This window comes from Caulobacter sp. DWR2-3-1b2 (genome assembly GCF_049896345.1).
Lineage (GTDB): Bacteria > Pseudomonadota > Alphaproteobacteria > Caulobacterales > Caulobacteraceae > Caulobacter.
Map to the genome: position 1 here is coordinate 15,361 of NZ_JAFCUC010000002.1, position 20,428 is coordinate 35,788.

Consider the following 20,428-nt stretch of genomic DNA (forward strand, 5'->3'; position numbering starts at 1 on the left):
CTCCGACCAAGGCTGCTTCATGTCTATTTTCGAACGCTACCTCACCGTTTGGGTGGGGCTGTGCATAATCGTGGGCGTCGCCCTTGGCCACTTCTTCGCGCCGGTCTTCCACGGGATCGCCGCGCTTGAGGTCGCCCAGGTCAACCTGCCGATGGCCGGCCTGATCTGGCTGATGATCATCCCCATGCTGATCAAGGTCGATTTCGCCGCCTTGGGCGAGGTCAAGAACCACTGGCGCGGGATCGGCGTGACCCTGTTTATCAACTGGGTGGTCAAGCCGTTCGGCATGGCGGCGCTGGGCTGGGTGTTCATCGCCCATGTCTTCCGCCCCTACCTCCCGGCCGACCAGATCAACAGCTATATGGCCGGCCTGATCCTGCTGGCGGCGGCTCCTTGCACGGCCATGGTGTTCGTCTGGAGCAATCTGACCGACGGCGAGCCCCACTTCACGCTCAGCCAGGTGGCGCTCAATGACACCATCATGGTCGTGGCCTTCGCGCCCATCGTCGGCCTGCTCCTGGGCCTGTCAGCCATCACCGTGCCGTGGTCGACCCTGACCCTGTCGGTCGGGCTCTACATCCTCGTGCCGGTGATCGCCGCTCAATTGATCCGGAAGGCGCTGCTGTCGTCCGGCGGTCAGGCCGCGCTGGACGCCTTGATGTCCAATCTGCAGCCGCTGTCGATGATCGCCTTGCTGGCGACGCTGGTCCTGCTGTTTGGCTTCCAGGGCGACCAGATCCTCAAGCAGCCACTAATCATCGCCATCCTTGCCGTGCCGATCCTGATCCAAGTCTATTTCAACTCTGGCCTGGCCTACATTCTCAACCGCCTGACTGGCGAAGCCCACTGCGTCGCGGGCCCGTCGGCCCTGATCGGCGCCAGCAACTTCTTCGAGCTGGCCGTGGCCGCCGCGATCTCGATCTTTGGTTTCCAGTCCGGGGCTGCGCTAGCCACTGTGGTCGGGGTTCTGATCGAGGTCCCGGTTATGCTGTCAATCGTCGCGATCGTGAACGCCAGCAAGCCTTGGTACGAGCGCGGCGCCGCAGTTCGCAAGCTCTCGCTAGGCCGTAAACCCCTTTCTTCCTCTTCGCACCGGTGACCCATGAGCGACGCTGACTTTCCTGTGGTGATCTTTCACAATCCCGCTTGTGGTACGTCTCGCAACGTCGTCGAGATGGTCCGCTCCGCCGGCTACGAGCCCAAGATCGTAGAATATCTGCAAGCCGGCTGGACCCACGATCAACTGCGCGCTCTGGCCGGTGAAGCCGGCCTGACCTTTCGCCAGTTGATGCGCGAAAAGGGCACGCCAGCCGCCGAACTTGGCTTGCTGGGGGACGGCGTCAGCGAGGATGCGATCCTCGACGCCATGGTCACAACGCCAGTTCTCGTTAATCGCCCGCTGGTGGTCACGTCCAAGGGCGTGAAGCTGTGTCGGCCGTCCGAAGTCGTCTTCGATCTGCTCGATCGCAAGCCCGACAGCTTCACCAAGGAAGACGGTGAAGTCGTTTCCCTGACCGCCAACCCCCAAGACTGATCAGGAACATCCCGATGAAAACCTTGCTATGCGTCGCCGCCGCCGTAGCCCTTCTGATCGGCGCCTCGACCGCCTAGGCCGTCCGGGACACGGTTTGGGCGGTGGGATCCTCGACCGTCTATCCGCTCTCCATCACCGTGGCAGAAGCCTTCCACAAGAAGACCGGCAAGAAGCCGCCGCGCATCGAGAGCCTGGGCGCCGGCGGCGGCTTCTAGCGCTTTTGCGCCGGGACCGGCGACAAATTCCCTGACATCGCCAGCGCCTCGCGCCCGATGACCAAAGCCGAGTTCGCCGCCTGTCAGGCGGCCGGGGTGAAAGGCATCGTCGAACTGAAGATCGGCCTGGACGGCATCGTGGTCGCCACCGACGACAAGTCGCCCGACTACGCCTTCAAGCTTGAACACCTATACTTGGCACTTTCCGCCAACGTGCTGCGCGGCGGCGACCTCGTGAAAAACCCCTACAAGCAATGGAACGAGGTCGGCGCCGAACTGCCGGCCAGCAAGATCATCGTCTATGGTCCGCCCGCCAGCTCGGGTACTCGCGACGCCTGGGTGGACCTGGCCATCGAGCCGGGGGCCCGCAAGTTTCCGACCAACGAGGCGCCGCGCGCTCAGGATCCGGCGGCCTTCAAGGCCAAGGTCGATCCGATGCTGTCGGACGGCGGCTGGGTCGACGCCGGCGAGAACGACGAGGATATCGTCGGCCTGATCGAAAAGATCCCCGGCACGCTGGGGGGCTATTCGTTCCTTGACGAGCACAAGCGGCAACTGAAGGCCGCTTCCATCAATGGCGTCAAACCCACCCCGCAAACCATCATCGACGGGTTCTACCCCTGTCTCGCCCGCTCTACATCTACGTCAAGAAGGCTAATGTCGGCGTGACGGCGTGCCTGCGTGCCTGCGGGAATTCGTGGCCGGGTTCGTCTCCGACGCCGCCATCGGGCGTGGAGGGTATCTGCAAGGCCACGGCTTGGCGCCGCAGCCGCGGCCCAGCAACAGGCCGCCAAGACGACCGCGATCAAGCTGACGCCGATGGCGGCTTCGTCCAAATAGCATCGCCATCGGCATCGGCATCGGCATCGGCATTGGCTGGCGTCGCGGACGGCTCGACGCCCGCGACGCCAGGCTGGGGCAACCGGACAATGACCAGCAAGGGGCTACGCCCGCTGTCGGATCTGGAGCGGGAAAGCCTCGCCTGGGTCAATCGCCTACTATCTGGCGCTTTCACCCTTGAGAACGCCGAAGACCTCCTGCGCAGTCTGCCGCGCGCCGCGCATGACGCCCACCAGTGTCGCCGAGGCAAAGCCCGTCCATTCGCCATAACCGACCAGCCAGAGCCTTGGCTCGAGAACCGACCGCGTACCTTGGACGTCGATCTTGCCTTCCGTGTTGACGACTCCCAGCGAGTTCAAGTGTTTCAGAGCCGGCCGAAACCCGGTGCACCAAATTACCGCATCAACCGTACTCTCGCTCCCATCCTCCCAAAGGACGCCGGTCGCGACGAACCTGGTGAATGGGCGCACGGCATGGAGCACGCCACGACCGCGCGCTGCTTGAACCGCCGGGATCATCACGATGTCGCCCAGGCCACCAGGTGGCGGACCTTCCGGCCCTGTCCCTCCCTGAGCCTTCCAACGTTGGGTGGCGCGCTCAAATAGAACCCGCCCGTCGACATCGTCAGGCAGAAAGCTTGGAGGTTGCTGTGTCACCCAGGCCGTCCCGGCCACTTGCGAAACCTCGGCTAGGATTTGGGCTCCGCTATTGCCGCCGCCGACGACCAGAACGGCTTGGCCGGCGAATGGCTCGGGGCCTTGATAATGGGCCGAATGGACCTGACGGCCCAGGAATTGGTCACGGCCTTGGTAGTCGGGGATATGGGGCGCACGCCAGGTGCCGGTGGTGCTGATCACGGCGCCGGCGCGCCAGGCCCCCTTGTCTGTCGCCACCTCCATGCCGTCAGAATTCGCGGTCACGTTCAGGACCTCGACCGGACGTTCGATTCGCAAGCCGTACCGAGCCTCGTAGCGACTCAGATAATCGATGACTTCCTCGCGGCTGGGATAGGCGTCCCCGGTGGGCGCCATCGGCCAGCCCGGGAGTGAACTCCATTGCCCCGGGGAAAAGAGACGCAAGGAGGGCCAAGCGTGACGCCATGCGCCGCCAGCCGCCGGTTCGCCGTCGAGAATGACGAAGGACAGGTTGGTGCGGCGAAGAAAGTAAGCCGTCGCCAAGGCTGATTGGCCACCGCCGATGATCGCGACATCGCGGGTCCGAGTTTCATTGGCGACCATCTCATCACCTCCGGGCAGCTTCGATCGAGGGCACTATCGCTGCTGGGGCGAGGCCCTCGACGCGTTCGGCGGCTTAAAAGCTCATTGAGGACCCTCTGTCCGCTGGATCGTCCAACGCTCGACGACGGTGAGGACCTCGCGATGGCCCGGTGGGGTCGCATAGTCCACCAGGGTGATGATTTGAGGCTGGGCTTCCAGCAGAACGACGCTGTTGGCGCCAGGGTGCGGTGTGAACCCGGACTCGGGTGGTAGGGCCTGGATCGTCTTGTTCAGGCGTTCGATCAGTTCGAAGTCGCGAACTTCGGTGGCATGGGCGGACATCGACAGGCTGTAGGGACCCGCCGCGCCGCCGCCGATGGCGATCGACACCCGCGGGTCTCGGGTAATGTTGGCGAACTTCTGGCTGCCGGTGGCGACCACGAAATAGAGCGCGTGCTCGCGCCGGAAATAGTTCACCAGCGTGACCTGGGGCCAACCGTCGGGCCGGTTCGTCGCCAGGGCCATCAGATGGCGACTGTCGAGGACAGAGAGGATGCGCGCCTGAAGGTTGGCTTCATCGGCGCTCTGCGGGATCTGACTTGAAGGCGGGGGCGTAAGGGGCATTGCTGTCTTCCTTTTCTAGCGGCTGAGATGGGTCATCAAGTTGAGCGGCTTGGCAGGCGCGCGCCCAGGGTTCGGACCAAGCCAAACCAGCCGCCACTGGCGAACCCGACCAGCAGGGCGCTGGCCAACAGGCCCGGTGAGGGCGGCGCGACCTTGAAGATGGCGTCCAGGGTCGGCACAGCGAAGATCAGGGCCAGGAAGCCCGCTGCGGCCGAGGTGATCAGCCAGTAGATCTTGCGATGCGGCGCGAACAGACGCCCCCCTGACGACGAGGCGTCGGCCAAGGCCAGCGTGAGGTTGCCGGCGACAAGCGTCAGGAAGGCCGCGCCTCTGGCCTGCTCCTCCCCTTGATGGCCGAGCGACCAGAGATAGACACCCAACACCCCGGCCAGGACGCCGGCGCCCTGCAACATGGCCAGGCCAAGTTGCCTGGGGCCAAATAGCGGCTCATCACGCGGTCTGGGCGGCTGCTTCATCGCGCCGGCGCCGCCCGGTTCGGCCTCGAACACCATGGCGCAGACCGGATCGATGACCAGTTCCAGAAACACGACGTGCATGGGGTAGAGCAGGGGCGGCAGACCCATGACGATCGGGATCAGCGCCACCCCGGCGATGGGAACGTGGATGGCGGTGATATAGACCAGCGCCTTGCGCAGGTTGGCGAAGATCCGTCGGCCCAATCGGACGCCACCGACGATCGAGGCGAAGCTGTCGTCGAGAATGACGAGGTCGGCGGCCTCGCGGGCCACATCGGTGCCCCTCTGACCCATGGCGATGCCGATATGCGCCGCTTCGAGGGCCGGCGCGTCATTGACGCCGTCGCCGGTCATGGCGACGACCTGGCCGCCGGCCTTGAGAGCCTGGACGATGCGAAGCTTCTGCTCGGGCATGATGCGGGCGAAGACCTGGGTCCGGCCAAGGCGCTCCGCCAGGGCGGCGTCGTCCAGGGCGGCGATCTCGTCGCCGAGCAAGACGCCGCCAGAGACATCCAGGCCCGCCGCCTTGGCGATGGCCAGGGCGGTGGCGGGATGATCGCCGGTGATCATCAGCACGGAGATCCCGGCTTCTCGCGCCTCTCTCAGGGCCGCGGGCACGTCTGGACGGACGGGATCGAGGAAACCGACAAGCCCAGCAAATGCGAACGGCGCCTCCACGGGGTCATCCGGGAAGGGGGTCTTCGTCTGGCAGGAGGCCACGCCCAGGACGCGCAGACCCTGGACGGCGAACTCTTCGACAAGGGAAGTCAAGCGCTCGGCCTGGTCATCGGGCAAGCGGCAAAGCCTGAAGATCGCCTCGGGCGCGCCCTTGGCGGCGGCCTGCCACTCACCTCCGGGCGCTGACCAGACCTGGATCATGGCCATCATTTCGGGGCGAAGCGGCCAGGTCCTGGCGGGCTCACTCGCGGTAACGGGCGAGACCGTGTCGCCTGGCGTCAGGAGCGCTCGAACGGCCTTGTCCATTGGATCGACCGGGCGAACGGCGCAGGCCAGTCCGGCGATCTCCAGCAGTTGCTCCGCGCCGCCGCCAGGCGCTGTATCCGGTTCGACGAGGCAGTCGCCGTCTTCCGTCCACAGGCGCGCGACCCGCATCTTGTTTTGGGTGAGGGTGCCGGTCTTGTCGACGCAGAGAAAGGAGGCGCCGCCCAGCGCCTCGATCGCGGCGCTACGACGGACCAGCACCTTTTGCCTGGCCAGCCGCCCGGCGCCCAGCGCCAGGAAGACGGCCAGCACCATCGGGAATTCCTCGGGGATCAGGGCGATGGCGACAGTGATCCCGGCCAGCATGCCCCCGACCCAGTCCTGGCGCAGCAGACCGTAGGCAAGGGTGACGAGGCCGCAAAAGGCGATGGCCGCCAGGCCAAGCAGCGTGACCAGGCGTCCGGCCGTTTTTTGCAGCGGCGTAGGCTCATGGACGATGGCCGCCAGCGACACCCCGATCTTGCCCAGCGCCGTTCTGGGACCGGTCTTGCCGATCCGGGCCACGGCCTGGCCGCGAACCACCAAGGTGCCGGAGAACAGATAGGGTCCCGTCTCGGCGCCGGGCTGGGTGTCGGCATCGGCCGTTTCACCGTCCGTCAACGGACGTTTTGAAACCGGTGCGGACTCGCCCGTCAACGCGGACTCGTCGACGCTCAGGACGTCGCCGGCCACCAGCGCGCCGTCGGCGGGCAGGCGCTCGCCTTCGCCAACCAACACGATGTCGCCGGGGACCAGGTCACGCGCGGCCAGGCGCGCTTCTACCCCATCGCGGATTACCCGGGCGTGCGGTTGCGAGAGATCACGCAGCGCCGAAAGGGCGCGCTCGCTACGGGCTTCCTGCAGGACCACCAAGCCGATGGTGGCTAAGGCCCCGGCCATCAGGAATAAGCCCTCGCCCAGGTCTCCGAGCACCAGATAGAGGCCGGCGGCGCCGATCAGCAGCAGGAACATCGGCTCACGCAGGGTGTCGAGGATGATCCGCGCCAGCCCTCGGGCCGAGGCTTGCGGCAGGGCGTTGGGACCAAATTCGGACAGGCGCTGGGCGACCTCGGTCTTGGTCAGTCCCCTCAGGACGTCGCGTGCCATAGTGCAGATCCGATCCGCCGGCGCTCGCCGGTCTTAGAGGTCAGTGCGACAGAAGGACGGGGCAGCCTGGACGCGCCAGCATGTGCTGGGTGGCGCCGCCCAGCAGGAATTCCTGGGTGCGGGAATGGCCGTAGGCGCCCATGACCAGCAGGTTCGGCGCCGTCCCATCGAGATATCGGTCAAAGGCCGGTCCGATCGCTTCGCCGCCGGCATCCACCTCGTCCAGCGTGGTGTTGACCCCATGAGCAGCCAGATGACGCTGCGCCTGGGCGCCGGTCGTCGATAGGACGCCAGGCTTCTCGTTCAAGACGGTCAGGATCCGCACATGCTTGGCGCGGATCAGGATCGGCAGCGCGTCCGCCAGGGCTCGGGCGGCGTTGCGGCTGCCGTCCCAGGCGACCACAACCTCCTTTGGGCCTTGGGTCAGCGCCGCCGCCGTACCCGGTCGGAAGGTCAGAATCGGTCGTCCGGACTCGAAGATCACACTTTGCGCGGTGTCGAGCTGACCGTTGGGGCCATCGACCAATGGCAACAGGCAAAGATCATAGGTCCTGGCGACCTTGGCGACCTTGCCGGCGACATCATAGTGATTTGCTTTGGCGGAGATGGCGTCCTTGTAGACCCCCGCGTCCCTCGCCCGGCCGATAAAATGCCCCAACACGTCCTGACAGGCTTGGCTGCTGCGCGACTCCTCGGCGGCGGCCATGGCGCTCAGCCCGATCAGGTAGTCGGCCAGGCGATTGCTATGAACGGCGATCTCGATCTCGAAGGCCAGGCCGGTGACCTTGTCGCCAAGGCTGGCGGCCAACAGGACGGCTTCCTCGATCACGGCCTCCGGCGTGGGCGTCGGATAGGTGTCGATATGCATCAACAGGTCACGGAAGGCCATCTCGACAACTCCGGATTTTGGTGGGATCAAAGGTGTCATCGGGCGGCGCGCGTGCCCGTCGGCCGATATCGACGACAGCGGAACGTTGGGGGAGAGCAGGTCACGGGGCTTGCCTAGGATCAGAGGCCAAGGGAGTGAGCTCGGCGATGACCGGTCGCCCAAGGCCAAGGTCATAACGTTCACCCTCGACCCAGAGCACCATCGCCCCGCCGGATTCCAGGGTCGCCTCCAGCCGACACGTCCTGCGGTCGATCTTGATCCTGACTTGGCGACCGCGCCATTGGACGGGGAAGGTCAGGCCGAGCCAGGCGTCGGGCAGTCGCGGTTCCAATGACAGGCCGTCGTCGCGCAGGCCCAGGCCCGCCAACCCGAGCACGGCGATCATCCAGACCCCGCCCTGGGCGGCGGTGTGGATGCCGCCGGCGATAGCCACATGGGTGTCGCCCAGATCTATGGCGGACGACTGCAGCAAATAGGACAACGCCTTGTCGAGCTGTCCCAGGCGAGCGGCGACCAAGCCATGCAAGGCCCGACTAAGCGAACTGCCGTGACCGCATCGCGCCTCGTAATAGGCGAAGTTTGCGCGTGTGGCTTGCGGCGTGAACTCGTCCGGTAACAGCGCCAGCAGGGCTACCACGTCGGCCTGTTTGATCACCTGGGACCGGGCGGTGCGATCGCGACCCAGCACGGTATCCATCGGCACGGACCGCCCGGCATAGGCGGCCAGGTCGATGTCTTCCAGATCGAGAAAGCCCTTGAACTGTGCGGTCAGGCCCGTCGCCAGGTCCTCGCCCGTAGCCATCGTTTCGGCGACACGGGACCAGTCGCTCATCTCGACCCGCGTCAAGCCAAGCCGACCCGAGAGCGCCGTCCACGCCGCTGGCCACCGCGCGGAGAAACAGGCCGCGACCTCCAGGGCCCGGCGGATGTTCCAGCGTGCCATGAGGTTGGTGTAGGCGTTGTCATCAACGCCTACGTGATACTCGTCAGGCCCGATCACGCGCCGGATGTGATGCACACCGTCTGTGTCCGGAGCGGCGCGGCTGGCCCAGAAGCGTGCAGTCTCCAGTAGAATCTCCGCGCCCGCTTCGCGCAGGAACGCCTCATCGTCGGTCGTCCGCCAATATTGCCAGACCGCATAGGCGACGTCGGCGCTGATGTGCTGTTCCTGCTCGCCGGTGAGGATATCGAGGACCTGACGATCGGGACCGACCCACTGGTCTGGGGTCGTTTCCGCGCCGGTGTCGGCTGACTCCCAGGCATATAGGGCCCCGCGCCAGCCCATGGCCGCCGCCTTGGCGCGCGCGCCTTCCAGGGTGTGGAAGCGGTACATCAACAAAGCCCTCGCCGCGCTTGGCCAGGTGAAGGTGTAGAAGGGCAGCAGGAATATCTCGGTGTCCCAGAAGGTATGACCCAGATAGTCCTCTCCGGTCAGGGCCCGCGCGCCGATAGACACGTGCTCGTCCTCCGGGTCGGCCGCGCCGTTCAGGTGATGCAGGGCGAACCGCAGGGCCTGCTGAGCGGCCGGGTCGCCGTCAATTTGCACGTCGCTTGATGTCCAGCGCTCGGCCCAGGCGGCGGCATGGTCCGCGATCAAGCCCGCAAAGCCGCGCCGGACGGCTCGGGCCAGGACCGACGGGGCCGCCTTGACAACATCGACGTCAAAGTCGGCGGCGTCCGTGCGGACAAAAGCAACGATGCGCTCGAAATCGATCTGCTGCCCCGGACTGGCCTTCCACGTCCAGCGCCGATGGAAGGGACTCAAGACTTCGCCCGCCAGCGTTTCGCCATCGATCAACACGGACGCCGTCGAGGCGATCGCCAGTCGCTTTGCCGAGCGCCGCGTGCGCCAAACGCCCCGGTCCCGCTCCTGGCATTCGGGGATGAGCCCCAGATCGAGGCCCTCGAAGTCGGCCTCCAGCGTCAGGTCACTCTCGCCGTCATCGACGCGGAGACGCAGCCCCTGAAGCCCGATCTGTCTTTGGCTCAGCGACACCAGGCGCAGCGACCGCACACCCAGGCGCAAGCCCCTAGCCTCGACGGAGTGGCAATCGCTCGATACAAGGCCGCGCCTCATGTCGAGCGTCATGCTGTGCTCGGAGATCGCCTCGGGATCGTGGGCGAGGAGTCCCGCAGCGGTCGCGAGCCGAACCCGTAGCCAATCGGGACCGGGCGCCAGGGCCGAAACCGACCCTTGCGCCGAGGCGGTGTCGAACAGGCCCGCGACATAGGTGCGGCTTGGCGCGACCCGGCCTCCGCCGCGATTCAGGGCCGGAGCGCCCCTGACACCCAGAAAGCCATTGCTGATCGCCAAGCGTGTCTCGCGGCTGCTCTGGCGCAGCGGGTCGCAGCCCGCCTCCGTCCATAACCAAGTGGGATCGGCTGTCGGCGCGAACGGGTCGGTCATCGCTCAACGTCCGTTCCCGCCAGGCGAAGGCCAAGTCGGCCCTGCTTAAGGCTGCGCAGGCTTATTTCATCGAGGCTGGAGACCACCAGATCGGCTCCGGCCGCGCGCAGCGGCGCCGCATCGTCCAATCGCGCGACGCCCAGCGCGGTCATGCCCGCGGCCCGCGCCGCCATGATCCCGGACGTCGCGTCCTCGATGACCAGACAACGATGGGGGTCAATGCCGAGTTCCGCTGCGGCCAGGCTGAAAATCTCGGGGTCCGGCTTTCCCCGGGCCAGGTCACGGCCACAAATCTCGGCGGCAAAAAAGTCAGCGAGGCGGCGGCCGCCCGTCAAGGTGATCACCCGCAACATGGCGCTCGCGTTCTTGGAGGCCGAGGCGACCGCCATGGGAAAGCCAAGGCTCGCCAAAGCCGCCACCAATCTTAGGGCGTCAGGAAAGGCGCGCACGCCGCCCTTTGCGATCAGGGCTTCGAGGCGGGTCTGCTTGGCTTTGGCATAGGCGCCCGCCTGGATTTCCCAGTTGGCCACCCCCAAGGCCTCAAGCGCGGCCCGCGCCCCATCCTGGCGCGACTTTCCAGCGACCTTGGCTTGATAGAGCCCCGTCGTGAATTGCGCCGAATCGCCGAATCCGGTCAGCGCCTCACGCCAGGCCCGCTCGTGAGGCGACGCCAGCAGCACACCATCTACGTCGAAAATGACGGCGGCCAGCGTGCTGGGTTCGCGCTGGGCGATGGGGCCGGGGGCAAGTCCCTGGACTTCAGGCGGGGGAACCATAAGGTCCTTCAGGCCGCCGCCAGGCAGGCCTGCCGGGTGTGTTGCAAGACCCGAAAGCGGCGGGCTCCGTCGAACACCACCAAACCTTCGGCCTGAATCTGGGTGACCATCCGCGACACGGTTTCGATCGTCAGGCCCAGATAATCGGCAATGTCCTGGCGGCTCATGGACAACTGGGTCCATGCGCCACGCGCTGGAGCGCCTATCTCGAACAGGAAACCCGACACGCGCTCGAAAGCGCTCTTGCGGGTGAGAAGCATCATGTGGTCTTCGGCGCGCTGAAGTTCGAGCCCCGTGGCTAGCCAACTCATACGCTCAACGCGGACCCCGTCTTCGCCATGGTATTTGAGCGCCGAGCGCTCGATGACGAGCACCTTCGCCGCATCCAAGGCTTCGGCCGAGGATCGGTGCTGGCCTCCGATCTCAAGGCCAAAGAAGTCGCCTGGGAAGTAGAAGCCGCCCACTTGCCGGCGGCCGTCTTCCAGCAGGCGGGTCCGGCGCACCGAACCCACCAGAACCCGGTAGAGCAGATCGGCGTCTTCCTCCTGAGCATAGATCTCCTCGCCCGCCTCGAAGCGCAGATGCGCGCCGATGGCCTCGAAAGAATCTTGCGGGGCGCATCCGGCGATCGAGATCGGCGCGCGATCAGGCGTGAGGGTGCAGAAGGTCATCCGGCGTCTCCAGGAACGCCATCATGGATATGGCGTCGCGGGGAGCGGTGACATTGGTGACAATACTTAGAGCGCCGCCGCCGCTAGAGCATTTTTCGAGCGAAGTGGTTCCGGTTCGCGTGAAGAAAAATGCGTCAAAACAGAAGATTAGAGCTCACGGCCTGACGAAGTCAGGTCGGGAAATGCTCTAGCGCCGGTTAGACGGCCAAGACCGAAGCGCGAACCCGCTGGAGAAGATCGTCGGCGGCGTCCTGGCGCATGGGGGCGACGATGCCGCCCAGGTGCTCATGTCCCAGGACCCGAAGGCCCGTCACCGCCGCCAAATGTAGATCGAACACGCTCATCAGGGCATTGAGGGCGCCGGTGGAGTCGATCCAATGTTCCGGCGCGCCAGAGGTCGAGAAGGTCATCAGGGTCTTGCCGACTAGAAGGGGATCGCCGCCGTGGGATCCAGGCTGGTAGCCAAAACCCATGCTGAACACCCGATCGATATAGCCCTTGAGAATGGCTGGCGGCGCGTTGAACCAGAAGGGGTAGACGAACACGAAATGCTCGACGTCAGCCAGGAGAGCACGTTCGGCGATGATGTCGGGCGCCATGGTCCAGCCTTGCGGCGTCGGGAGCTCGCCGGTCTTGAGGCGAGGATCGAAGTCCATCGCATAAAGATCCCGCAGCACCACCTCCGCGCCCGACGCCTCGATCGTCTCAACACAGGTGCGGCTGACCGCGGCGCAGAAGCTTGACGGCTTGGGGTGGGCGAGGATGACGGCGGTCTTCATGACGACTTCCTAGGAGGTGGACGGGCTGCTGGCGCCATCGCTAGCGGCAATTGGGCGCCTCGCCTTGATCCGGATCATGCGCCTTCGAGATCGGATGGCATGCACCTAAGGGAAATTGCGGATGTCGGCGGCGATCAGGGTGAACGACAACGAGCCGTGCCGCTGCGGGAGATCTCCATGCTCAGTTCACAATCGGACTTTGAGTTCGCCGAAAGTTCTCATCGCGAAACGATTCACGACCTGCGCAATCTTTTCACGGTCATCGTCTCCGCGCGACGTCTGCTGGGCAGGGACCGCACCTCCCAGCGGGGTGAGGATCTGTTGGCCGCCATTGAAGACGCGGCCTTTCGCGGAAGCCAGCTGACGACGAACCTCTTGGCGAGGGACGGGCAGGAGGCGGCTCCGCTCACGCGCGCGGAATAGCGCGGAGCCCTTCCCGGCTCAGCCGCCTGGCATGAGCGAGGCGGGCAGGGTGAGCCTGCGCTCCACGATGCGCAGCGCCGGCTCGTCGGGCAGGCGCGGACCGTGAAGCCCATCTCGCATTCCAGGCGGATCGCCCGATCACTGTCAGCGCTCTCGATCGATTCCACGACCTTCGCGCCCCGGGCGCGCGTGTAATGCAGGACATGGTCGAGCAGGGTCCAGCCCAGACCCTTGCTCTTCGGGTCCGAGCGCACCGAAAGGACGACCTCGGCGCGCTCCGGATCGGCTCCGGTGGCGAGCATCGCCGTAGCGATCACCGTCTGCCCGTCCTCAGCAAAGGCCAGGAAGGTGATCGTGCGGCAATAGTCCACCTGGGTCATCATCGCCAGGCGGCCACCATCGGCGGCGCTCAGGCTGCTGAGGAACCGGAGCGCAGGTCCTCGGGCGTCAGATCGGCGAAGAACGTGGTGATCGCCGGCTCGTCGTCGGGGCGAACCGGGCGAACGTGGAGGGCCAGGCCAGAGCGGGTCTTCAGATCGGCTGCGCAGTCAATGGCGCCGGCGCGATGACCATGCGTGTGCCTTGGCTGGCGTGCGCCGTTATGACGATCCGGGCGTCGAGCGCCAGGACGCCTTGGGCGTCGACCAGCAGGGGGTTGATGTCGAGCTCCAGGATATCGGGCAGGTCGACGGCGATCGCCGACAGCGCCTCCAGCACGGCGATCACGCCCGACACATCGGCGGGCAGCTCATCGCGATAGCCCGCCAGGAGCCGCGATATACGGGTCCGGTCGATCATGGCGCGCGCCAGGGCGTCATCGAGTGGCGGCAGGCCGAGCGCCTTGTCGTTCAGGACCTCGACGGCCTTGCCGCCAGCCCCGACCATGATCACGGGGCCGAAGGTGGCGTCGTCGGCGATCCCGACGATCATCTCGTGGCTTCCCGCGCGGACGACCATGGTTTCGACGGCGAAGCCCTTGATGTCGAACTCCGGATGCTCCCAGCCGATCCGCTCCGCCATGGCCCGTGCCGCCGCGACGGCCTCGTCGGCGTCGGCGAGGTCTAGAACCACGCCGCCGACGTCCGACTTGTGACTGATCCGTGGGGAGATGATCTTGACGGCGTAGGGCGCTTTGAGCCCTTCACAGGCCTGGCCGACATCGTCGGCGGTGGCGGCGAACCGGGTCGGGACCACGGGAACCCCGTAGGCTGCGAGCAGCGCCTTGGCCTCGATCTCGCTGAGCAGGGTGCGGCCTTCGACACGCGCCGAAGCGATCAGCGCCTGGGCCGCAGCCTGGTCGCCGACCCCCTCGACACGACCGGTCGGGGCGTCCGTCAAGCTCGCGCGGGCGCGTTGCGCGGCGACGAGGTAGCCGAACCCGCGGATCGCGGCGTCCGGCGTGTCGAACAGCGGGATCCTGGCCGCCGCGAAGATCGGGCCGACGGCCTCTCGATTGGTGTCGCCCAACCAGCAGGCCAGGATCGGCTTGAGCGATCGGCGCGCCGGCGCCTGCGTAAGGCCGGCGATCAGGTCCCTGGCGATTTCGTCAGGGGAGGAGAGGGCGGTCGGGCAGTTGATCACCAGGACCGCATCGACCCCGGCGTCCTCAAGCACGATATCGAGCGCCGCGCGATAGCGGCCGGCATGGGCGTCGCCCATTACATCAATCGGATGGCCATGCGACCAGCCTTCGGGAAGCGCGAGGTCGAGTTTTGAAAGCGTCTCCGGAGACAGATTGGCCAGTCTCGCGCCGGTGGAGGTCATAGCGTCGAGCGCCAGGATGCCCGCCCCACCGCCGTTGGTGACGATCGCCAGGCGGGAACCGGGAAGCGCCGATCGCGACGACAGGGCCGTGGCGGCGTCGAGCAGGCCGCTCAGCGTCTCGACCATGACAATGCCCGCGCGCTCGAACGCGACGGCATGGACGTCGTAAGCCCCGGCCAAGGCGCCGGTATGGGAAAGCGCCGCCTTGCCGGCGGCCGCGGTTCGTCCTGCCTTCAAGGCGATCACCGGCTTGATTCGCGTCGCCGCTCGCGCCGCCGACATGAACTTGGCGGTGTTGGTCACGCCCTCGACGTACATCAGGATGGCGTCGGTGTGCGGGTCGGCGGCGAACAGGTCGAGGAGGTCGCCCAAGTCCGCCTCGGCCATGTCTCCCACCGAAACGATCCCCGAAAAGCCGATATCCCGCGTCGAGGCCCAATCGACGATGCCGCTGATCAGGGCCCCGCTCTGGGAGATCAAGGCCAGGCGTCCGGGCGCGGCCGCGCCGCGCGCGAAGGAGGCGTTGAGCCGCGCCGGCGGAACCAGGAGGCCCAGGCCGTTTGGGCCGATGATCCGCAAGCCCGACGGCTTGGCCGCCGCCAGCATCGCTGCGCGCAATCCATTGGCGTGAGTGATTCCGGAAGAAATCACGACCGCCACCTTCACGCCCCGCGCGCCAAGTTGAGCGATGACCTCAGGCACGGCAGGTCCTGGCGTGATCACCACGGCCAGATCGGGAACCGAGGCAAGACCCGCGATACTGGCCGACCACAGGGCGCCGGCAACTTTCACCCGACGTGGATTGACGATGTGAACGGCGCCGGCAAAGCCCCCCACCATCAAGTTGGAAACCACAACCTGTCCCACCCCGCCTGGACGGTCCGACCCGCCGACAACGACCACGGAGTCCGGTGACAGCAGCTTGGAAAGGTTGTGCAGGGACATGGCGACCTCGGGCGGCGCACGCGGCGCGTGAAAGCCCAGGGACTTGGCTCAGGCGAGCGCGGTCCGGCTATCCGTAGAGTCCCTCAATCAACCGGCGAGGCCGGTTGTCGTTTGCGCCACGCTCACCAGACGGGCATGGTTGATATCTGGTGCGCGGTCCGGGGCGTCCTGTCCGCGTCGCGCTCCAGCGATGCCTGGCGGAGGGCCCATGCCAGACATCCGTCGCAGAGCCCAGATCCTTGCGCAGGGCTACGGCGCCACGTTCGTTACGGTCCTGCTCGCGGCTCTGGTCGGTTGGGTTTTGCAAACCTGGTTCGGGCTTCGCTCGTCCTACCTCCTGTTCATGGTTCCGGTCGTCGCCGCCGCGGCGTTGGGCGGGGTCGGCGCCGGGGTATGCGCCGCTGTCCTGGGGTTGCTTGCGAGCTTGCTCATCAGTGGCGGCCTGTCGCCGCAAGGAGAAAGGTTGATCGAACCGATCAGCTTCGTGATCGCCGCCAGTGGCGTGATCTTTATCGGAAGCCGGATCGGGGGCTTCCGGCGGCGTGCCATCGCCAGCGAGCTGGGCGCCGAACACCGCGCCCAGGAAGCCGCCCGCGTGGCTCGCGAGCTCAATTTGCTAATCGACGGCGCAACGGAATACGCGATCTACATGCTCGATCCGCAAGGTCGCGTGATGATCTGGAACGCGGGCGCCGAGCGTCTAAAGGGGTGGGAGGAGGGCGAGGCCTTGGGCCTCGATCTGTCGACTTTTTATCCGGAGGACGCCCGGCAGGCCGGAAAGCCTCAAGCCGATCTGGCGCGCGCTCGGGCGCAAGGTAAGTTCGAGGAGGAAGATTGGCGGCTGCGCAAGGATGGGTCGGAGTTCCTGGCTCATGTCTCGATCACCGCGCTACTTGACGAGACCGGAGTCCTCCAGGGGTTCGCCAAAGTCCTGCGTGATATCACCGACCAGCGGGCCAGCGAGCAATCCTTGAGCGCGGGCGCCAACCATCTGCGGTCCATCCTCGCGACCGTCCCGGACGCCATGATCGTCATCGACCAGAGTGGATCCATCCTGTCGTTCAGCGCCGCGGCGGAGCGTCTGTTTGGCAGTCCGGAAGCGCAGATGCTGGGCCTTAACATCCGATGTCTCATGCCGCAGCCGGATCGCGAGCGACATGACGGCTACCTCGAACGCTACGTCACGACCGGCGAGCGTCGCATCATCGGTATCGGTCGGGTGGTGGTCGGCATGCGGCGGGACGGATCCACCTTTCCCATGGAGTTGTCGGTCGGTGAGGCGGTCGGGGACGGGCAGAGGGTGTTCACCGGCTTCATCCGCGACCTCACCGAAAAACAGCGTACCCAAGCCCGACTAGAAGAGTTGCAGGCCGAACTCATCCATGTCGCCCGGGTCAGCGGCATGGGAGCCATGGCCTCAACCCTGGCCCACGAACTCAACCAGCCGATCACCGCCGTGACCAACTATGTCGAGGCGGTGCGTGATCTGCTCGCCACGCCTGATCTGAACGATATGCCGATGATCCGCGAAGCTTTGGCCGATGCCGCCGGCCAAGCCCTCCGGGCTGGCCACATCGTGAGACGTCTGCGTGATTTCGTCGCGAGAGGCGAGGTCGACAAGACTGCGGAAAATGTCGAGGCCCTGGTGCGTGAAGCCGCAGCCTTGGGCCTGATGGGCGCGCGAGAGAGTGACGTGGCCTTGGAGTTTTCCCTCGATCCGGCGATTGGCGCCGTCCTGGTGGATAAGGTGCAGATCCAGCAGGTACTGATCAATCTGGCGCGCAACGCTGCGGAAGCGATGGCGGATCGTCCCGATCGGCGACTGTGGCTGTGTAGTCGCCCGGACGGTGAGAACCTGGTGCGGATCACCGTCGCTGATAATGGACCTGGCGTCGCGCCGGCTGTCGCCGACGGACTGTTCACCGCCTTTGTCAGTACCAAGAGCGATGGCATGGGCCTGGGGCTGTCGATCTGTCGCACCATCGTCGAGGCCAATGGCGGCCGCATCTGGTTCGAGGCGCGTCCTGGCGGCGGCGCGCAGTTTCACTTCACGCTGGTCAGAGCAGAGCTGGAGCCTGGCGATGGCCGATAGGCGAATGATCCACATCGTCGATGACGACGAGGCAATCCGGCGCTCGGCCGGTTTCATGCTCAAGACATCGGGCTATGCGGTGACGACCTTCGCGTCGGGTGTCGCCTTCCTGAGCGCCGCCAAGACCGTCGAGCCGGGGTGCGTGCTTCTGGACGTCCGCATGCCGGACCTGGACGGCCTGGAGGTGCAACGCCAGTTGGCCGAACGGGGTGTCTCGATGCCGATCGTCGTGCTCACCGGCCATGGCGACGTGTCCATTGCGGTGCGGGCGATCAAGGCCGGCGCGGTCGACTTCATCGAAAAGCCGTTCGAGAAGATCGTCTTGTTGAGCGCCATCGTGGCGGCGTTCGAGCGGCTCGACGACGCCAACGGACGCTCGGCCCGCGCCACCGACGCCGCAGTGGCCATCGCGGCCTTGACGGGACGCGAGCAGGACGTCCTGAGAGGCCTGGCTCAGGGCCTTCCCAACAAGACCATCGCCTTCGATCTTGGCATCTCGCCCAGGACGGTCGAGGTGCATCGCGCCAATCTGATGACCAAGCTGCAGGTCAACAGTCTGTCCGAAGCCCTGCGGATCGCTTTCGCAGCGGGGCTTCAGGATGGGCAGCCTAGGACCAATACGTAACGACGGCCTGGTAATGCAGTGCGACATGGTGCCCAAGCGTCACCTTTGTCAGGCCGCGTCCGACAGGCCCTAAAATGAACCGCGATTTGATCCCGTCCGAGCAAAGTCGCCCCCAGGTGTTGCTGGTCGAGGATGACCACGGGGTCCGACGCTCTCTTCAATTGCTCTTGCGCGGCCGGGGCCTGGATGTCCGCGCCTACGCCTCAGGGGCGGCGCTGCTCGCCGACCCTCGTGCGCTATCGGCCGCCTGTCTGGTGGCCGACTACAAGATGCCGGAGCTGAGCGGGTTCGACGTTCTGAGGGGACTGCTTGATCTGGGTTGGACGGGCCAGGCGCTGCTGATCACCGGTTTTCATACCGCCGAACTCGTGGCGCGCGCTCACCAGGCGGGGTTCAGCGGTGTGGTCGAAAAGCCGCTGGTGGACAGCGTTCTGGTCGAGGCCGTGGAGCGACTGACCCGGGTCCCCCTCGATCCGGCGACCTAAGTAATAGTCCCAAATGCGCTCGCCGCGCCGGGTCGATATCCAAGGTGTGGATACACGCCGACCGGCTCTTGCTTGGTCCTGCGCCTTTGGAGATACGCCATGGACAAGACCATGAAGGCCGCCTCCGTGCGGTCGTTCGGCCAGCCGCTGGTCATCGAGGAGGTGAAGATCCCCAATCCCGGCCGTGGCCAGGTCCTGGTGAAGATCGCCGCCTGCGGGGTTTGTCACACCGACCTTCACGCGGCGCATGGCGATTGGCCGATCAAGCCGTCTCCGCCATTCATCCCCGGTCACGAAGGGGTGGGAACCGTGGTGGCGGTCGGCGAGGGCGTCGAGCACGTTAAGGAAGGCGACAGGGTCGGCGTGCCCTGGCTGTTCTCGGCTTGCGGCCACTGCGTTCATTGCCTGGGTGGCTGGGAAACGCTCTGCGAGGCCCAGCAGAACACCGGATATTCGGTGAATGGCGCATTCGCCGAATATGTCGTCGCCGACGCCGACTATCTGGGTCACTTGCCCGACAACATGGGCTTTCTTGAGATCGCGCCGATCCTCTGCGCCGGAGTCACCGTATACAAGGGCCTAAAGGTCACCGACGCCAAGCCGGGCGACTGGGTAGCGATCTCCGGGATCGGCGGCCTGGGCCACATGGCGGTCCAGTACGCCAAGGCCATGGGCTTCAAGGTCGCGGCCGTCGACATCGACGACGACAAGCTAAGCCTGGCCAAGAGCCTCGGCGCGTCCGTTACCGTCAACGCCCGCAACATCGATCCGGGTCCGTTCCTGCAAAAGGAGATCGGCGGCGCCCAGGGCGTCCTGGTCACGGCGGTCTCGCCCACGGCGTTCGCCCAGGCGATGGGTATGGTCCGGCGCGGCGGAACGGTGGCGCTGAACGGCCTGCCCCCCGGCGATTTTCCCCTGTCGATCTTCGACACCGTGCTGCGCGGGATTACCGTCCGCGGCTCGATCGTCGGCACCCGCCTGGACCTCCAGGAGGCGCTGGCCTTCGCCGCCGACGGAAGGGTGAAGGCGATCGTTCATGCCGAGGGGCTTTCGAACATCAACAGCATCTTTGATCGTATGAGCCGTGGCGAGATCGAGGGCCGGGTGGTGCTCGATTTCCAGGATAACGCCTGATGAAGACGTTCAATGTCGCGACGTTGGCCACCGGCGTTCTGCTGGCCAGTCTGGTCGGAGCCTGCACGTTGGCCGGGGCCCAACCTCAACGGCCGCCGACCGGGATGTCGGGCGGCCAACGGATCGCGGAACGTAACTGCGGCGGCTGTCACGCGGTGGCGGCGGGCGACAGCAAGCTCGCCGATGCGCCGCCGTTCCGCACGCTGCATGATCGCTATCCGCCTGGCGGCCTCGACGTGATCCTGCAAGAGGGCATGTTGCGTCCCAGCCGCATGCCCGAGGAAGGCTCACCGCCGTCTCACCCGCGCATGCCGATGGCCGATCTCGACGATGACGAGGTCGCTCAGCTCAAAGCCTATCTGAGAAACCTCGATCCGCGCCCGCTGGCCATCCAACCGCCAAGCCGCTGAAGCTCGACGCCGGGCCAAGGCTTGCTGCACCGCT

At 65.9% G+C, this 20,428-nt stretch carries 18 protein-coding genes and 1 pseudogene; 9 read left to right on the forward strand and 10 right to left on the reverse strand.

Annotated elements, in window-relative coordinates:
- Nucleotides 1–19 precede the first annotated feature (19 nt).
- The 3 genes from arsB to ACP694_RS06475 all read left to right on the forward strand — a co-directional run bounded on the left by arsB (nt 20) and on the right by ACP694_RS06475 (nt 2,418).
- Nucleotides 20–1,099, forward strand: coding sequence for an ACR3 family arsenite efflux transporter (gene arsB / locus ACP694_RS06465; protein WP_426011319.1), 1,080 nt, complete (start codon nt 20–22; stop codon nt 1,097–1,099).
- Between the two features lie 3 nt (nt 1,100–1,102).
- A complete protein-coding gene (gene arsC / locus ACP694_RS06470; protein ID WP_426011320.1) occupies nt 1,103–1,534 on the forward strand; it encodes an arsenate reductase (glutaredoxin) in 432 nt (143 codons plus the stop codon).
- A 272-nt stretch (nt 1,535–1,806) separates the two neighbouring features.
- Nucleotides 1,807–2,418: a substrate-binding domain-containing protein gene (locus ACP694_RS06475; RefSeq protein WP_426011321.1), complete on the forward strand. Its 612-nt coding sequence runs from the start codon at nt 1,807–1,809 to the stop codon at nt 2,416–2,418.
- A gap of 329 nt (nt 2,419–2,747) precedes the next feature.
- Here ACP694_RS06475 and ACP694_RS06480 read toward each other — a convergent pair whose 3' ends face one another.
- The 8 genes from ACP694_RS06480 to ACP694_RS06515 all read right to left on the reverse strand — a co-directional run bounded on the left by ACP694_RS06480 (nt 2,748) and on the right by ACP694_RS06515 (nt 12,516).
- Nucleotides 2,748–3,827, reverse strand: a complete 1,080-nt coding sequence (locus ACP694_RS06480; RefSeq protein ID WP_426011322.1) for an ArsO family NAD(P)H-dependent flavin-containing monooxygenase — start codon at nt 3,825–3,827, stop codon at nt 2,748–2,750.
- An 81-nt stretch (nt 3,828–3,908) separates the two neighbouring features.
- Complete coding sequence (locus ACP694_RS06485) at nt 3,909–4,430, reverse strand: pyridoxamine 5'-phosphate oxidase family protein (RefSeq protein WP_426011323.1); 522 nt, start codon at nt 4,428–4,430, stop codon at nt 3,909–3,911.
- A 35-nt stretch (nt 4,431–4,465) separates the two neighbouring features.
- Complete coding sequence (locus ACP694_RS06490; RefSeq protein ID WP_426011826.1) at nt 4,466–7,003, reverse strand: cation-translocating P-type ATPase; 2,538 nt, start codon at nt 7,001–7,003, stop codon at nt 4,466–4,468.
- A 31-nt stretch (nt 7,004–7,034) separates the two neighbouring features.
- Nucleotides 7,035–7,883 (reverse strand): universal stress protein, encoded by an 849-nt coding sequence (locus ACP694_RS06495; RefSeq protein WP_426011324.1) that lies wholly within the window; start codon nt 7,881–7,883, stop codon nt 7,035–7,037.
- Nucleotides 7,884–7,983: 100 nt separating this feature from the next.
- Complete coding sequence (locus ACP694_RS06500) at nt 7,984–10,290, reverse strand: glycoside hydrolase family 65 protein (RefSeq protein WP_426011325.1); 2,307 nt, start codon at nt 10,288–10,290, stop codon at nt 7,984–7,986.
- Nucleotides 10,287–11,066, reverse strand: a complete 780-nt coding sequence (locus tag ACP694_RS06505; protein WP_426011326.1) for an HAD family hydrolase — start codon at nt 11,064–11,066, stop codon at nt 10,287–10,289. Before ACP694_RS06505 ends, ACP694_RS06500 begins: the two co-directional genes overlap by 4 nt.
- An 8-nt stretch (nt 11,067–11,074) precedes the next feature.
- Nucleotides 11,075–11,737, reverse strand: coding sequence for a cyclic nucleotide-binding domain-containing protein (locus ACP694_RS06510; RefSeq protein ID WP_426011327.1), 663 nt, complete (start codon nt 11,735–11,737; stop codon nt 11,075–11,077).
- Between the two features lie 197 nt (nt 11,738–11,934).
- The gene (locus ACP694_RS06515) at nt 11,935–12,516 is read right to left on the reverse strand and encodes an NAD(P)H-dependent oxidoreductase (protein WP_426011328.1); all 582 of its coding nucleotides are present in this window, start codon (nt 12,514–12,516) and stop codon (nt 11,935–11,937) included.
- Between the two features lie 99 nt (nt 12,517–12,615).
- Between ACP694_RS06515 and ACP694_RS06520 the strand changes: the two genes are divergently transcribed.
- Entirely contained in the window at nt 12,616–12,939 is a 324-nt protein-coding gene (locus tag ACP694_RS06520; RefSeq protein ID WP_426011848.1) for a hypothetical protein, read from the forward strand.
- A gap of 164 nt (nt 12,940–13,103) precedes the next feature.
- Here the strand turns inward: ACP694_RS06520 and ACP694_RS06525 are convergent.
- Together ACP694_RS06525 and ACP694_RS06530 are read right to left on the reverse strand one after the other, a co-directional pair.
- Nucleotides 13,104–13,322 (reverse strand): annotated as a pseudogene (locus ACP694_RS06525) (GNAT family N-acetyltransferase); the annotation flags it as partial.
- Between the two features lie 148 nt (nt 13,323–13,470).
- On the reverse strand, nt 13,471–15,648 hold the full coding sequence (locus ACP694_RS06530; RefSeq protein ID WP_426011329.1) for an acetate--CoA ligase family protein: 2,178 nt from the start codon (nt 15,646–15,648) through the stop codon (nt 13,471–13,473).
- 208 nt (nt 15,649–15,856) lie between these two features.
- Between ACP694_RS06530 and ACP694_RS06535 the strand changes: the two genes are divergently transcribed.
- The 5 genes from ACP694_RS06535 to ACP694_RS06555 all read left to right on the forward strand — a co-directional run bounded on the left by ACP694_RS06535 (nt 15,857) and on the right by ACP694_RS06555 (nt 20,394).
- Nucleotides 15,857–17,740: a PAS domain-containing sensor histidine kinase gene (locus tag ACP694_RS06535; RefSeq protein ID WP_426011330.1), complete on the forward strand. Its 1,884-nt coding sequence runs from the start codon at nt 15,857–15,859 to the stop codon at nt 17,738–17,740.
- Nucleotides 17,730–18,365, forward strand: a complete 636-nt coding sequence (locus ACP694_RS06540) for a response regulator transcription factor (RefSeq protein WP_426011331.1) — start codon at nt 17,730–17,732, stop codon at nt 18,363–18,365. The genes ACP694_RS06535 and ACP694_RS06540 overlap by 11 nt, the downstream gene beginning before the upstream one ends.
- A 74-nt stretch (nt 18,366–18,439) precedes the next feature.
- A complete protein-coding gene (locus ACP694_RS06545; protein WP_426011332.1) occupies nt 18,440–18,850 on the forward strand; it encodes a response regulator in 411 nt (136 codons plus the stop codon).
- Nucleotides 18,851–18,949: 99 nt separating this feature from the next.
- Nucleotides 18,950–19,984 (forward strand): alcohol dehydrogenase AdhP, encoded by a 1,035-nt coding sequence (adhP, locus tag ACP694_RS06550; protein WP_426011333.1) that lies wholly within the window; start codon nt 18,950–18,952, stop codon nt 19,982–19,984.
- Nucleotides 19,984–20,394, forward strand: coding sequence for a c-type cytochrome (locus ACP694_RS06555; RefSeq protein ID WP_426011334.1), 411 nt, complete (start codon nt 19,984–19,986; stop codon nt 20,392–20,394). Before adhP ends, ACP694_RS06555 begins: the two co-directional genes overlap by 1 nt.
- The last annotated feature ends 34 nt before the right edge of the window (nt 20,395–20,428 follow it).

What these genes read in the sequence shown, in the direction of transcription:
- arsB (WP_426011319.1), top strand. Translation starts at nt 20, where the DNA reads ATGTCTATTTTCGAACGCTACCTCACCGTTTGGGTGGGGCTGTGCATA.
- arsC (WP_426011320.1), top strand. Translation starts at nt 1,103, where the DNA reads ATGAGCGACGCTGACTTTCCTGTGGTGATCTTTCACAATCCCGCTTGT.
- ACP694_RS06475 (WP_426011321.1), top strand. Translation starts at nt 1,807, where the DNA reads ATGACCAAAGCCGAGTTCGCCGCCTGTCAGGCGGCCGGGGTGAAAGGC.
- ACP694_RS06480 (WP_426011322.1), bottom strand. Translation starts at nt 3,827, where the DNA reads ATGGTCGCCAATGAAACTCGGACCCGCGATGTCGCGATCATCGGCGGT.
- ACP694_RS06485 (WP_426011323.1), bottom strand. Translation starts at nt 4,430, where the DNA reads ATGCCCCTTACGCCCCCGCCTTCAAGTCAGATCCCGCAGAGCGCCGAT.
- ACP694_RS06495 (WP_426011324.1), bottom strand. Translation starts at nt 7,883, where the DNA reads ATGGCCTTCCGTGACCTGTTGATGCATATCGACACCTATCCGACGCCC.
- ACP694_RS06500 (WP_426011325.1), bottom strand. Translation starts at nt 10,290, where the DNA reads ATGACCGACCCGTTCGCGCCGACAGCCGATCCCACTTGGTTATGGACG.
- ACP694_RS06505 (WP_426011326.1), bottom strand. Translation starts at nt 11,066, where the DNA reads ATGGTTCCCCCGCCTGAAGTCCAGGGACTTGCCCCCGGCCCCATCGCC.
- ACP694_RS06510 (WP_426011327.1), bottom strand. Translation starts at nt 11,737, where the DNA reads ATGACCTTCTGCACCCTCACGCCTGATCGCGCGCCGATCTCGATCGCC.
- ACP694_RS06515 (WP_426011328.1), bottom strand. Translation starts at nt 12,516, where the DNA reads ATGAAGACCGCCGTCATCCTCGCCCACCCCAAGCCGTCAAGCTTCTGC.
- ACP694_RS06520 (WP_426011848.1), top strand. Translation starts at nt 12,616, where the DNA reads ATGCACCTAAGGGAAATTGCGGATGTCGGCGGCGATCAGGGTGAACGA.
- ACP694_RS06530 (WP_426011329.1), bottom strand. Translation starts at nt 15,648, where the DNA reads ATGTCCCTGCACAACCTTTCCAAGCTGCTGTCACCGGACTCCGTGGTC.
- ACP694_RS06535 (WP_426011330.1), top strand. Translation starts at nt 15,857, where the DNA reads ATGCCAGACATCCGTCGCAGAGCCCAGATCCTTGCGCAGGGCTACGGC.
- ACP694_RS06540 (WP_426011331.1), top strand. Translation starts at nt 17,730, where the DNA reads ATGGCCGATAGGCGAATGATCCACATCGTCGATGACGACGAGGCAATC.
- ACP694_RS06545 (WP_426011332.1), top strand. Translation starts at nt 18,440, where the DNA reads ATGAACCGCGATTTGATCCCGTCCGAGCAAAGTCGCCCCCAGGTGTTG.
- adhP (WP_426011333.1), top strand. Translation starts at nt 18,950, where the DNA reads ATGGACAAGACCATGAAGGCCGCCTCCGTGCGGTCGTTCGGCCAGCCG.
- ACP694_RS06555 (WP_426011334.1), top strand. Translation starts at nt 19,984, where the DNA reads ATGAAGACGTTCAATGTCGCGACGTTGGCCACCGGCGTTCTGCTGGCC.